This window comes from Candidatus Erwinia haradaeae (assembly GCF_900698965.1).
GTDB lineage: Bacteria > Pseudomonadota > Gammaproteobacteria > Enterobacterales > Enterobacteriaceae > Erwinia_E > Erwinia_E haradaeae_A.
In genome coordinates this window covers 784,547-797,511 of sequence record NZ_LR217725.1, presented here as the reverse complement: position 1 = coordinate 797,511, position 12,965 = coordinate 784,547, and the positions used below count along the sequence as shown (strand labels likewise).

Here is a 12,965-nt window from a genome sequence, read left to right as displayed (position 1 = left end):
AAATTATTTTCAGCGATTAAAATATTGAATTTACTCTACAGTGCTGTAGAGACAGAACGAGTTAAAGATGAAAATTTTAGTAATCGGTAGTGGTGCGCGTGAGCACGCATTGGCATGGAAAATATCGCAATCCAAATTAGTAACTAAAATATTTGTTGCACCAGGTAATGCCGGAACTTTATTAGAACCTATGCTACACAATATACCTATTCAGTCTACTAATCTGAAACAATTATTATCTTTTGCGATTACGGAAGAGATTGACCTCACAATTGTTGGTCCTGAAGCACCTTTATTGCTCGGTATAGTAGATATATTTTCTAGGTCCGGTCTCAAAATCTTTGGCCCTACGCAGGAAGCAGCTTTATTAGAGGGGTCAAAAGTATTTTCTAAGAACTTTTTGGTTCGTCATGGTATTCCAACAGCTGCATATAATTATTTTACTGAGGTTTCGCCGGCGCTGCAGTATGTGCGTGAAAGAGGGGTACCTATTGTAATTAAAGTTAATGGATTAGCTTCTGGTAAAGGAGTGATTATTGCTAATACATTAAACAATGCAGAAGCAGCAATAAAGAACATTCTATGTAAGAACGCATTTGGCCCAGCGGGAAACTGTATCTTAGTAGAGGAATTTCTTGAAGGTGAAGAAGTCAGTTTTATTGTCATGGTAGACGGTAAAAATATTTTACCAATGGCCACTACTCAAGATTATAAGCGAGTAGGTAATAACAATACTGGCCTAAACACTGGTGGAATGGGGGCGTATTCTCCAGTACCAGAGGTGACGGATGCAATGCATCAGCGCATTATGACCGAGATCATCCGTCCTACTATACATGGCATGATGTCGGAAGGCACGCCTTATACAGGATTTTTATATGCCGGTTTAATGATTGATCGGGATCATCAGATCAAAGTTATTGAGTTTAACTGTCGTTTAGGTGATCCAGAAAGCCAGCCTATCATGCTACGTTTAAAATCTGATTTACTAGACTTGTGTCTTGCGGCAATAAATAGAGAACTAGACCAGAGATATGCGATTTGGGATTCTCGTCCATCAGTTGGAGTGGTTCTTGCTTCTGGCGGTTATCCTGGAGAATACGTTAAAGGTTATAGGATCAATGGTCTGCCCCGCTCAGAGACTTTAGGTTGCAAAGTTTTTCATGCTGGTACTGCATTTCAGGATGGTGCTATAGTTACCGATGGGGGTCGTGTGTTATGCGTAACGTCATTAGGGGAAAATATTTCTGTAGCCAGGCATCATGCTTATCAAATAGCGGATATGATTTTTTGGAAAGATAAATTTTGCCGTACAGATATTGCCTCTCGAGCTATAGAAGAGGTAACTCTAAAAACAAACAACAAGGGTTGCTTTCTATAGCTTGTGTGTGTAGTTAAGCGGTGATTTTTCAAAAAATAGTTCCACTAAATTTTATTTACAATACAATATTAAGACGATAATAATTAAGAGTTATGCCATATCTAGGCAGTGCATGTATCAGGGGTCAAGAAATATCTAACAAACACTAATTGATCTAGATTATTTTAAGTTTTTTTGCTTATCTATTCAACATAGCCATGATTAGAGTAGTTCATGTACTATTGTATAGTTACTATGCTTTATAATGACAGTACTATAAATACAAACGTATTTTTATATATATCTGCAAACATTAGTAATCTAGTTATTTAGATATCACCTATTATTAGCAATCATAATAGATATTAGTACTTACGACCTTTAGAGAGAGAACAATTTTAATAATTTTACATTCCTAAAATAAAAAACATGCTAATCTAATTATTAGATAAGAAAATAGAAAAATATTGGATTTTATTTTATTGGCTTTATATAGTATCTTACTATCAATTTCTATACATGATATGTCTATCATAATAGATAAATGATCTTACGATAATTCTATTTTAATACAATTTATAATTTTATATTTTTGCATCGTACGCTGTTCTAAAATACAACCAAAATCTTGCATTAAATCTTTTATGTAATAGCATTTTTAGAGATTATATCTGGCGTGTCCGCGTGTTAATCGAATATCAATACTAATATAGAATATATACTAAATTTTAAAAGATTGAGATAGACTAAGAATATATCAATCCACTCTTTTTTTTAAAAAATTAGCTCGAAATGGATTGCATTTAAAGAACTGTTCTTAATATATTCAGTGTATTCAAAAAAACTTTGACAGAATAATCAGTTTTGTAGAGCGCTTAAGAAAGCGCGCACTATTTGATGCCTATGTGATTGCTAAAAGCAATGCTGAGATAGTGCTATGAATGACTGTAGTTATTATTCATATGATTTTTTAGGTTTTATGCGGTTCAGGCTAGTTAAATGATTTTTAATACTCAAGATAGGTGTGAGTAAGAAGCTGGATTTTCATCTCTATTTTTATGGTGTTCTGAATCAAACTAGAATCGTAATAAGGCGAAAATATTAAAATTACAAAGATAACTATCGTGAGTATCTAACATACTATCACTATTAAAATTATCTTCTCATCTTTTACTGGTATATACGTAGATATGATAGTTGTATTTCTACATGAATTAATATTCAACACTAAACGATCCCAGATATCAAGAATAAAATGAGAATTTTATTCTTCTAGTCTTAGATAAGACAGGATGATTTTAGTAAGCAGGTTAGGATCATGATATACATGAGACATACATCTTAGTACTTGAGATATGAATACATTCATACCTATTATTTATGACTCATAGTTCAATGATACAATAATTGTGAATTTAGTGGTATGTAGTAAAATAACTATTAATAGAATCTTCTGATAATCTTCCAATGAAAGTTAACTAACGGAGATACTCTTAGGTAATAACTTATTAAAAGTAAAGCCAGTATATAATATTTTATATACTGGTTTTATAAATTATCAATGAGTCATTTAACCACTGATTATTACTATAGATTGATGAATATTGATGAATAAATATTATTATATATAATATCAGCACAAAAAAATAATACATTTTATAATAAAATATTGTAATGATGAGTGTTGCAATACAAGAGCGTGTTTTGATTTAAATTAGTGAATGAGTGTATAACCTTGATAGGTCTTCTTGTTAGAAAGTAACACAAAATGTATTATGAAGAATCGCTGACACTTTAGCTAATAGATGGAATATTCTGACCATAATAGATTTCTCTCATCTCTTTCCATAGTAGATTAGTAATCCGTTTATGCTCTTGCGCGCCTAAGTCTTCTAGTTTAGAATTAAAAAGATAATGCCTAAGATCAAATTTTTTTAAAAGCATCTTAGTATGAAATATATTTTCTTGATAAACATTTACATCCATCATATCATGCATGGCTTTCATGTCTTCTGACATGAAATTTTGTATTGAGTTAATTTCATGATCCATAAAGTGCTTGATTCCATTTATATCACGAGTAAAACCACGAACCCGATAATCTATAGTAACAATATCAGATTCAAGTTTGTGAATTAAGTAATTTAAGGCCTTTAATGGTGAAATGACCCCGCAAGTAGATACTTCAATATCAGCACGAAAAGTACATAAACCTCCTGCCGGATGACTTTCCGGATAAGTATGAACACATATATGACTTGTATCAAGATGTGCAATTAGCGAGCTTGGCAGGGGACCGGGGTGCTCAGATGTATCAATATCACGTGGGTCAATCAATTCCTCGCTTACCAACATAGTAACACTAGCGCCTTGTGGTTCATAATCCTGACGCGCAATACTTAGTATGCTAGCACCAATAATTGAGCAGGTTTTACTAAGAATTTCAGTTAATCGATTAGCATTGTATTGCTCATCAATATATGCAATATACCCGTCACGTTCTGCTTTGGTATTGGCATAACAAATATCATAGATACAAAAACTTAGACTTTTTGTTAGGTTATTAAAGCCATGTAGTTTTAACTTTTGCAAGTTATTTTCCTTAAAATACTAACTAGTATTAAAGCATATTTAATAAATATTGTGGAAGAGCAAAGCTATTAAAATGGATTGCCGGATTATAATATCGACAATGGATACCTGATTTTGTATATCGATTTATTAAGGTATGCATCTTGATCTGACGTAGTGCAGAGTGATTGCTTGCCCAAGAAAAAATCATGATACCGCCATAATAGGTTGGGATAGTAGCCTGATAGAAGCTAACATCACTAAAATAATTTTTAAGTTTTTTATAACTCTCAATTGCAGTCTTGTGTTGTAAAAAACAGACACCATTTTGTGCCACAAAAATACCACCATCATTTAAGTTATTGCGACATCCTTGATAAAAATCAGTGGTATAGAGGTTTTTTCCTGGTCCAATCGGATCGGTAGAATCAGAGATAATGATATCAAATTTTTCATTGCTTGTTTGAAGAAAATGAGCCCCATCATCAATGATAAGTTTTAACCGACAATCCTTATAAGCACCAGCATTATGCTTCGGCAAATACTGTTTGCATACTTCTACCACACTGTGATCTATTTCAACCATTGTAATTTGTTTGATATTTTTATAGCGGCTGACTTCACGTAGTATAGCTCCATCCCCACCGCCGATAATTAATACATTACGTGGTGCAGCATGAGCAAGCAAAGGGACATGCGACATCATTTCATGATATACAAATTCATCATATTCAGTAGTTTGTACTATACCATTGAGCACCATAACACGACCTAGGGTCATGTTTTTAAAAATCATTAAATCTTGATAATTAGTTTTCTCATGATAGAGGGTTTTATTAATAGAAAAGTGCTGTCCTATTCCAGAGTAAAGCGTTTCACACCATATATTATTAGCATTCATAACAGGTTGCCCTCTATTACCAAAAGAATATGTATAGAATATCTATATATCAGTCTAGGTAAGAGTTAGTAGATATGCGCTACGCAGAAGTAGTGCGCGCCTAGAAAACTTTTATATTGTATAATATAAACCTCCTAATCAGGCTAAGTCCTAAGATCTGTATAAAGATTTTAAGCGCATTTTAGTGTAATCATTCCATTATAGAATATTTTTCTAGTATGATAGCTTGATATACAATATTTTTGTCATAGCATCATCAATAAAAAACTATTCTTTGTGATGACTCTAATTGAGCTTGTTTACTATACAGATATAACGAAGCCTGATCTATAATGATGCTGATAATTAACAGCTCTTATTTTTAGAATGGGATAAGCATGTTATTAAACTAGTGTTATAAACTCGTAATACTATTAAAAATAATAGACACTATATATGTCTCTGTTGCAAAACTAGCCCAGTTAGAAAGCTAAAACACTAATAGTATCGATATTGTAATACAAAGAGACAGCGATCCATGAGATATAACAATTCATATTATCGGAATGCTTTAGAATATTAGATGTATTATATTGTATAATAGATATATCATTAATAATGATAGAGAGTTTAGGTGTATGATGCAACGATCTAATTAATCGTTTCTGAGTTCTTTAAGTCGTACAAGGTGCGTTATACATTAGGTATATTATCATTCCATATTATTTAGGAAAATTCTTGCAGATAGATTTGCGTTTATAGAAGAATTCAGAACACATGTCTGGTTAAAAAACCAAGCACTAGTCTGTAATCCTTAAGAGTTTCCAAAAAGATCAAGGTCTTAATATTATTAAGATGGTTTATAATTGAGGTTAACTGTAAAAATTTACATAATACCTACAGAGACCTTATTTTTATCTAATCTTCTCTTTGAGAAAACACAGCGATTGATGCTAATGCACAGCCTTTTGTATCAAAATACCAATTATCAGTATAGATATACTACGCTTCTTGATGAGTATTAATCATGGATGTTTTGGCGCTGGACGTGCAATAATGTTACGAGTGTTTATTCTTACTGCTACAATCACAACCTCTATAATATCGGTTACGCGGTAAAGTGTTATACTGTTATTTTTTACATGGCCATGAATATGACTGAAAATCAGTCCATCATGTTCTTCTGAAAGAAATGAAGAAGGAATGAAGGCCACTGCACCGTTATCTCGCAAGCGAATACGTATACCACCTTTTAATACATCAATCACTTCAGCAGTGAATCTTTTAGTGCTACCAGCTGATTTTTGTAAAAAACGTGAGTAAAGTAAATCACTTATGTCTCTCTCGGCCATACGATTTTGCCGGCGACGCTCAGACATTTTTGTTGTGAGAGAGGTGCTAGGGCGAACGCCATTTTCACCTTTAATAATAGCCTTGAGTAAGCGATGGTTGACCATATCTCCATATTTTCGAATAGGAGATGTCCAGGTGGCATAAACATCTAGTCCTAGGCCAAAGTGGGGACCGGGGGTAGTCTTAATTTCAGATAACAGCTGGAAGCGTCTAATACGAGTATGAAGAAACTGGTTTGGTTGAGTATCTAGTTGTCGGCGTAGTACACGAAATCCGTTTAATGTAGCTATTTCTACTGGATGAGCGTTTATACCATAACTAGCTAGTACTCTGGCTGCTTGCTCTCTATGGGTTGGATCAAATCCAAGATGAACATTATATATACCAAAACCAAATGTATCACGTAGCAAGTTAGCGGCACAAATATTTACAAGGATCATTGATTCTTCAATAATACGGTTTGCAATACGTCTATGCTCAGCAACAATATCTATAACGCCACCTGTTTTGTCTAATAAAAAACGAAAGTCTGGACGATCCGGAAATAAAAGCGCATGTTCTTTTCGCCATTGGTTACGTGCTAGACGCAGTCGATTTAGTAGACTTATTTGTTTAGAAATAATCGCATTTTTTGGTTGCCAGTTGCTTTGTTGAGGATTCTCTAACCAATCAGAAACATTGTTATAGATCAGTTGAGCTTGGGAGGTAATCCAAGCAGCAAAGAACTGAACATCGTTATTAGGTTCCCCATCAGGAGAAATCGTAACTCGGCAAGCTAGAACTGGTCGTCTCTTGTTTGGGCGTAAAGAACAGACATCATGTGATAAGTGGCGCGGTAGCATTGCAATATTCAAACCAGGTAGGTAGTTGGTAAATGATCTCTCAGAAGCTGCTGCGTCGATTGCGCTACCAACAGATACATAAGCGGTTGGATCAGCAATAGCAACAATAAGTTTGAGATTACCCCGTCCGATATCTTCTATGTATAATGCATCATCGATATCCTCAGTGTTGGCGCTATCGATAGTGATAAAAGGCATTTTGGTAAGATCTAGACGCTCTAGAGCTTCATCTAGCATTTCTGTTGGGGATTCTATATTAGGCGATTCACGCTCAAGATTATGACGCGCTAGAGTAACCCACCATGGAGCTAGGTTGTTTTTTTCATTGGTTATGAATTCAATAATCTCAGCGAAAAAATTGTGGCTTCCTGTGAGTGGATGATGTAGCATCTCTGCTACTGTCCAATCACCTTCCTGGAAAGTATGTTTCATAAAATGTATATTTGGTTTACACTGGATCGCTTGCTTTAGCAGGAAGCACTCCGGTATAATAAATAGGTAGTTATTTTTTTTCTCTATTCGTCCAATAAAACGTTTAAGAAAAGGTTGTATCAGTTTTTCTGGATAAGCAATAAGACGATCTTTTTCGTTCTTAATGCTCGCTATGATGCGGTCGCCATGCATAACTTTTTTCATATATGGTGGCGGAATAAAGTAACTTTTTTGTGGCTTGACCTCTAAAAAGCCAAAACCTTTTGAAGTGCCTTTTACTACACCCTCTACATACCTAAGTTTTGATTGGAATGTGTTTTTTAGCTGTACTAATAGTGGGTTATCTTGTAGCATGATTAAATAGATTTAATGGGTTTTTACAAGCACATAAGATATCATAGGAGATAGCTTTTTTAAAGCACGATTCGATAAAATAATATACAGTATATTTTACTGTTTAGATTTAACGATGGAATGTCTGTAAGAAGGGTACTGGAATATTTTTATACATTACCATAGTCTTACAACTAGCCTTACAAGCTATTATACTGTAGAGTAACCAAGTAAGTATAGCAATTACAAATGTAAGTATGCTATTCAAGTGAGCATGCTATTCAAGTATATTAGATAAGTCTTAAAGTCTTACGTTTAACTATATTTTTAACTATGTTAAATTTTTTTAATAGATCATATCATTCAGCCCAATATGCACCATATGGTGTTTTTCACATGGTTTTAAAGATTTTTATGCGTTAATATGTTCTTTTTGTTGCCCTTGAACAATGTGCAAGATTATTTAGAGAAGTATATTCTGTTAATCATTTACGTTTCTATTGCTAAGTGCCTAAGAAGGACATATATAATTGTATATACTGACTGTATTTGCTGCGATATTCGTCGAAATAGTAGTTGCTTATCTGATAGGTTATGGCTGATAACATGAATAAAAAATGCAGAATAACATAGGCGATTGATAAAACGGCGATTGATAAAACTTAGGTTATTTAAAATAAATAAAAAAGCAACAGCGAGGTAAAAAGCAAGTATGTTGTTAAAGAATCATCCCAGTCTATTTTATTATATACATAAGGAATTGATTTTTTCGTAATTGCTCGTTAGTGGGCTTTTACATTCATATTTTATGCATATCACATATCGTATAGATTCCTGTGTGTAGAGAATAACTACAATGAATACAAGTTAATTGTAGTTATTAAAAATATAGATTAAAGGTTGAAGCTTATTATTCATAACTTGTGATATGCTACAATTATCAGTCTTTTTAATCAACTTACAGGCAAGTAGTGAAAATAATTTTATTATTAGCGACAAACTAATACTTATGAGATGTATCTAGTACAAAGAGATGCATGTAAAGATAGATACATAATTTACAGATTAATTAGACTATATTCTATACTCGTAATGTTGCTAACCCTGTTCCTTGTTTCTCTATTGAGGTCGCAGTCGACCTTGCGAGGCTGAAAAATCTATATAAGGAGCTATTTTATGCGTCATTATGAAATTGTTTTCATGGTGCATCCTGATCAAAGTGAACAAGTACCCGGCATGATTGAGAGATACTCTAATCTTATTAACGCAGTTAAAGGCACTGTGCATCGATTAGAAGATTGGGGGCGTCGTCAGCTGGCTTACCCAATCTATAAATTACAAAAAGCTCATTATGTTTTAATGAACATAGAAGTGACACAAGAAGTTGTTGATCAGTTAGAGAGTCAATTTAGATTTAATGATTTTATTATTCGAGCCATGGTTATACGTATGAAAAAAGCAGTTACTGAAGCATCTCAAATGGTTAGAATTAAAGATGACCGCCGAGAGAACCGCAACGATAGCGCCAATGAAATAGCTCATGATATAGAAATCAGGCATACTGAAGGGTAATCATGGTAGGTACAGATAATTTGGTGATTTTGTCTGGAACTGTGTACAAGGAACCCAGGAGATCAGTTAGTCCTTCAGGGGTACCGCATTGTCAATTTGTGCTTGAACATCGTTCAAGACATATAGAAGCTGATTGTAGTCGGCGAGTTTGGTGCTGGCTGCCAATAGTTATTAGTGGTCAGATCCAAAAAAATATAACCCAATGCATAATAATGGGTGTATTGTTGAATGTTCAGGGCTTTCTTTGCTCTCATAAAGGGCGTCATGGATTGTATAAAATTGTATTACATGCTAAAAAGATTGAACTCATAGAGTCTGGAGACTAGCTATATGGCACGTTATTTTCGTCGTCGTAAGTTCTGCCGTTTCACTGCCGAAGGGATAAAAGAGATTGATTATAAGGATATTGCTGTGTTAAAAAATTATATTACAGAAAGTGGTAAGCTTGTACCAAGTCGAATCACTGGTACACGTGCAAAATATCAACGTCAGCTAGCTCGCGCAGTAAAACGAGCTCGTTATTTGTCCTTACTGCCATATACTGATCACCATCAGTAAATAACATAACTATTTATTCAGTACTTGGAAGAGGCTATAGGTTATGCAAGTGATTTTACTCGATCAAATAGTGAATTTAGGTAGTTTTGGGGAGCAGGTCAATGTTAAATCGGGATATGCTCGTAACTTCTTAATTCCACATACCAAGGCTGTACCTGCCACAAAAAAAAATATTGAATTTTTTAAAACTCAGCGTGTAGAATTAGAAGCAAAGGTTACCAGGATTCTTTCTATAGCTCATCAACGCGCTAAGAAAATTAATGAATTAAAAATAGTGACACTCATGTCTAAAGCAGGTAGCGAAGGTAAATTGTTTGGATCTGTTGGTATTCGTGATATCGCTGAAGTTGTCACAAGAGCCGGCGTAGAAGTTGTAAAAAGTGAAGTTCGTTTACCACATGGTGTATTGCGCACAATTGGTGAACACGTAGTGCACTTTCAGGTGCATAGCGAAGTCTTTGCTAAACTTATTGTTAATATAATACCTAAAGTTTAAAAATAATTATTTTTATTTCAGTTTTATTGAAAAATTTAATTTTTGATTTGTCTCTTTATTAAAAACAGAACAACCTAAGGGAGGTAGCTTCTGATTAATAAGATATTCTCTCTTTCACTCAAAGAAAAGATTTTATTGTATATATTATAATAACTGTCTGCTAGACTAGGGGTTGTTATCATTGTACAGATAAGATATATCTGTAATGTAAAACAAAAATTAAAATTTTCAGAAGTATCTTATGTATTTTTCTCAAGACGCAATCGTTGATCTATACAGTGTTGAGCCTTAGACTTGCCTTTATATTTTTATAAAATTTCACATCAGAGCCTGCCCGTATCTCTTTTAGATACGGTTTTAGATACGGTCAGGCTCTGATGTGAAATTTTATAATCCTAAGCTAATTTGATCATCCTGAGCTAAAATAGATGGTTATTACAGATAGCAATGCTTTATGGATGGCTGGTTCTTAACAATGGCGGAACGGACGGGACTCGAACCCGCGACCCCCTGCGTGACAGGCAGGTATTCTAACCAACTGAACTACCGCTCCGTGTTATTTAACACATCGATTAAATCTTCTATGTATCATAATAAAATGGATTAGAATATTCGTCAATAATTTTATATAGACAAATAGCGATATGTTATCATTTTTTTATAATGGAATTAAGATTCCACAGACAGATTCCACCTTTTTCTTTTACTAAATTTAGGCGCTCTGTATGAGCGATTACTTCATCCGGAGTCGCATGAATTACGCAAAGCTTAATAGAACGAAGAGGCTCTTTAGGATTATGCTTACTATTTTTTCTTGAATGACATGCTTCTTGTATGGATAAAGGTAGCGCTGTCTGACCCCCGGTCATCATCAAAAACACTTCTGCTAAAATCTCTGCGTCAAGCAACGCACCATGTAGTGTACGTTTGCTATTGTCTATCGCATAACGTGTACAGAGCGCATTTAGATTATTTCGCTTGCCAGGAAATAACTTGCGAGCTATGGATAAGCTATCTGTGATTTTACAGAAGGTTTCAGTCTTCGGGATCTCTCGCTGCAATCGAGAAAACTCATAATCAATAAAACCAATATCAAATGAAGCGTTATGGATCACTAGCTCCCCACCTTTAATATAAGTTAAAAAATTATCAGCAATCTGTGCAAAAGTTGGTTTATCCTGTAGAAAATCATCAGAAATCCCATGTATACGAAATGCTTCTGGCTCTACTAAACGATCTGGTTTTATATAAACATGAAAGTTGTTTCCGGTTAGGCGTCGGTTAATTATTTCTACGGCTCCAATCTCAACAATGCGATGCCCATCATGAGGGGGACCAATGATATTCATACCAGTAGTTTCAGTATCAAGTATAATTTGACGCATGGAATCTATTCTCTGTATTAGGCTTATTTATGTTAGGCCTTGCATTATACTATAACGGAGTCTTCCGGCAATGCTTAAAAAGGTAGAAGTTTTTACTGATGGTTCATGCTTGGGCAATCCAGGTCAGGGGGGTTATTGTGCGATCATACGTTATGGAAGGCATGAAAAAACCTTTAGTGGTGGTTTTTATCTAACAACCAATAATCGCATGGAAATTATGGCAGCAATAGCAGGATTAGAGGCATTAACTAAACCTTGTATCGTCATGCTTAGCACGGATAGTCAATATGTAAAACAAGGTATTACTCTTTGGATATGTAATTGGAAAAAACGGGGATGGAAAACTGTCGACAACCATAAAGTAAAAAATATTGACCTTTGGCAGCGCTTGGAAAAGGCAATAACTCAGCATCATATGACCTGGAAATGGGTAAAAGGGCACATTGGTCATATAGATAATGAGCGCTGTGACGAAATGGCTAGAACTGCAGCAGGAAATCCAACCTTATATGATTTTGGCTATCAACTGCAATCTAGATCCTCTGCATTAGATATTAGCATGGATAATGATATTATATAAATATTCTATAGAGTGGTTTACTATAGATAGTGGTATTAATCATGCATATGCGCATAATATACCTAGCATATTGTAAAGATATTATATTATATATAATAATTCATTCTATCAAACGCTAGCGTTAAGATAATACGTTATTTTCAGATAAAAGGTGAATTTTATTGACAATGCATGGAGAGACATTCCAGGTTAGATGATACTGAACTAAAATACAGAGCTTATAGTAAGAATAAAGTAGAATTTACATTCTACTTTATTAGTCATAGGCTGGTTTTGTAGACTAACAGAATTTATGTGATTATAAATTCTGAGATACTATGATTTTAAAAAAATAATTTTGATTAAATTGGGCTTGATTTTTTGTAAAAGTTAGAGCTGATGAAGTGATAAAGGTCATTGATTACAAGACAGTGTATATCTTTATAATATAAACTGTCTTAGTATGCAGGGTTACTATACGCAGTATAACTCCATGAACTATAACTCTTGTTATATCTATGATAATTTTTGAGTATTTCATGATTATGATAATAATTAAGATTAAGAAATCATAATAATGTCTATTATCATGACTATTAGTCACACTGCGGTCACTGATTTTTA

The 12,965-nt window shown here is 34.0% G+C and carries 10 protein-coding genes and 1 tRNA gene; 6 read left to right on the top strand and 5 right to left on the bottom strand.

Annotated features, from left to right (window positions below):
* The first annotated feature begins 67 nt into the window (after positions 1–67).
* Positions 68–1,381, top strand: coding sequence for a phosphoribosylamine--glycine ligase (gene purD, locus CIPSTX3056_RS02495; protein WP_072666362.1), 1,314 nt, complete (start codon positions 68–70; stop codon positions 1,379–1,381).
* Between the two features lie 1,773 nt (positions 1,382–3,154).
* On the opposite strand, the gene speD is transcribed toward purD, so the two are convergent.
* From speD to CIPSTX3056_RS02480, 3 genes are all read right to left on the bottom strand, one after another.
* Positions 3,155–3,952, bottom strand: coding sequence for an adenosylmethionine decarboxylase (speD, locus tag CIPSTX3056_RS02490; protein WP_072666361.1), 798 nt, complete (start codon positions 3,950–3,952; stop codon positions 3,155–3,157).
* Between the two features lie 28 nt (positions 3,953–3,980).
* Complete coding sequence (speE, locus tag CIPSTX3056_RS02485; protein ID WP_072666360.1) at positions 3,981–4,832, bottom strand: polyamine aminopropyltransferase; 852 nt, start codon at positions 4,830–4,832, stop codon at positions 3,981–3,983.
* Between the two features lie 1,004 nt (positions 4,833–5,836).
* A complete protein-coding gene (locus CIPSTX3056_RS02480) occupies positions 5,837–7,792 on the bottom strand; it encodes an exoribonuclease II (RefSeq protein WP_072666359.1) in 1,956 nt (651 codons plus the stop codon).
* Between the two features lie 1,155 nt (positions 7,793–8,947).
* Here CIPSTX3056_RS02480 and rpsF point away from each other — a divergent pair.
* Genes rpsF through rplI form a run of 4 tightly spaced genes read left to right on the top strand, consistent with a single transcriptional unit; the run spans position 8,948 to position 10,397 of the window.
* Positions 8,948–9,343, top strand: a complete 396-nt coding sequence (gene rpsF, locus CIPSTX3056_RS02475; protein ID WP_072666358.1) for a 30S ribosomal protein S6 — start codon at positions 8,948–8,950, stop codon at positions 9,341–9,343.
* Positions 9,344–9,345: 2 nt separating this feature from the next.
* Positions 9,346–9,669, top strand: a complete 324-nt coding sequence (priB, locus tag CIPSTX3056_RS02470) for a primosomal replication protein N (RefSeq protein ID WP_072666357.1) — start codon at positions 9,346–9,348, stop codon at positions 9,667–9,669.
* A 4-nt stretch (positions 9,670–9,673) separates the two neighbouring features.
* Complete coding sequence (gene rpsR, locus CIPSTX3056_RS02465; RefSeq protein WP_072666356.1) at positions 9,674–9,901, top strand: 30S ribosomal protein S18; 228 nt, start codon at positions 9,674–9,676, stop codon at positions 9,899–9,901.
* Between the two features lie 43 nt (positions 9,902–9,944).
* Entirely contained in the window at positions 9,945–10,397 is a 453-nt protein-coding gene (gene rplI / locus CIPSTX3056_RS02460) for a 50S ribosomal protein L9 (RefSeq protein WP_072666355.1), read from the top strand.
* Positions 10,398–10,873: 476 nt separating this feature from the next.
* On the opposite strand, the gene CIPSTX3056_RS02455 is transcribed toward rplI, so the two are convergent.
* Together CIPSTX3056_RS02455 and dnaQ are read right to left on the bottom strand one after the other, a co-directional pair.
* Positions 10,874–10,950: transfer RNA gene (locus tag CIPSTX3056_RS02455), tRNA-Asp, on the bottom strand.
* Positions 10,951–11,047: 97 nt separating this feature from the next.
* Positions 11,048–11,746: a DNA polymerase III subunit epsilon gene (gene dnaQ, locus CIPSTX3056_RS02450; protein WP_414835987.1), complete on the bottom strand. Its 699-nt coding sequence runs from the start codon at positions 11,744–11,746 to the stop codon at positions 11,048–11,050.
* A 106-nt stretch (positions 11,747–11,852) separates the two neighbouring features.
* Here dnaQ and rnhA point away from each other — a divergent pair, with 106 nt between their 5' ends.
* On the top strand, positions 11,853–12,362 hold the full coding sequence (rnhA, locus tag CIPSTX3056_RS02445; RefSeq protein WP_072666353.1) for a ribonuclease HI: 510 nt from the start codon (positions 11,853–11,855) through the stop codon (positions 12,360–12,362).
* The last annotated feature ends 603 nt before the right edge of the window (positions 12,363–12,965 follow it).

Excerpts from the sequence above, each read along its gene's own strand:
- purD (WP_072666362.1), top strand. The coding sequence starts at position 68 with ATGAAAATTTTAGTAATCGGTAGTGGTGCGCGTGAGCACGCATTGGCA.
- CIPSTX3056_RS02480 (WP_072666359.1), bottom strand. The coding sequence starts at position 7,792 with ATGCTACAAGATAACCCACTATTAGTACAGCTAAAAAACACATTCCAA.
- speE (WP_072666360.1), bottom strand. The coding sequence starts at position 4,832 with ATGAATGCTAATAATATATGGTGTGAAACGCTTTACTCTGGAATAGGA.
- rplI (WP_072666355.1), top strand. The coding sequence starts at position 9,945 with ATGCAAGTGATTTTACTCGATCAAATAGTGAATTTAGGTAGTTTTGGG.
- priB (WP_072666357.1), top strand. The coding sequence starts at position 9,346 with ATGGTAGGTACAGATAATTTGGTGATTTTGTCTGGAACTGTGTACAAG.
- rpsF (WP_072666358.1), top strand. The coding sequence starts at position 8,948 with ATGCGTCATTATGAAATTGTTTTCATGGTGCATCCTGATCAAAGTGAA.
- rnhA (WP_072666353.1), top strand. The coding sequence starts at position 11,853 with ATGCTTAAAAAGGTAGAAGTTTTTACTGATGGTTCATGCTTGGGCAAT.
- dnaQ (WP_414835987.1), bottom strand. The coding sequence starts at position 11,746 with ATGAATATCATTGGTCCCCCTCATGATGGGCATCGCATTGTTGAGATT.
- rpsR (WP_072666356.1), top strand. The coding sequence starts at position 9,674 with ATGGCACGTTATTTTCGTCGTCGTAAGTTCTGCCGTTTCACTGCCGAA.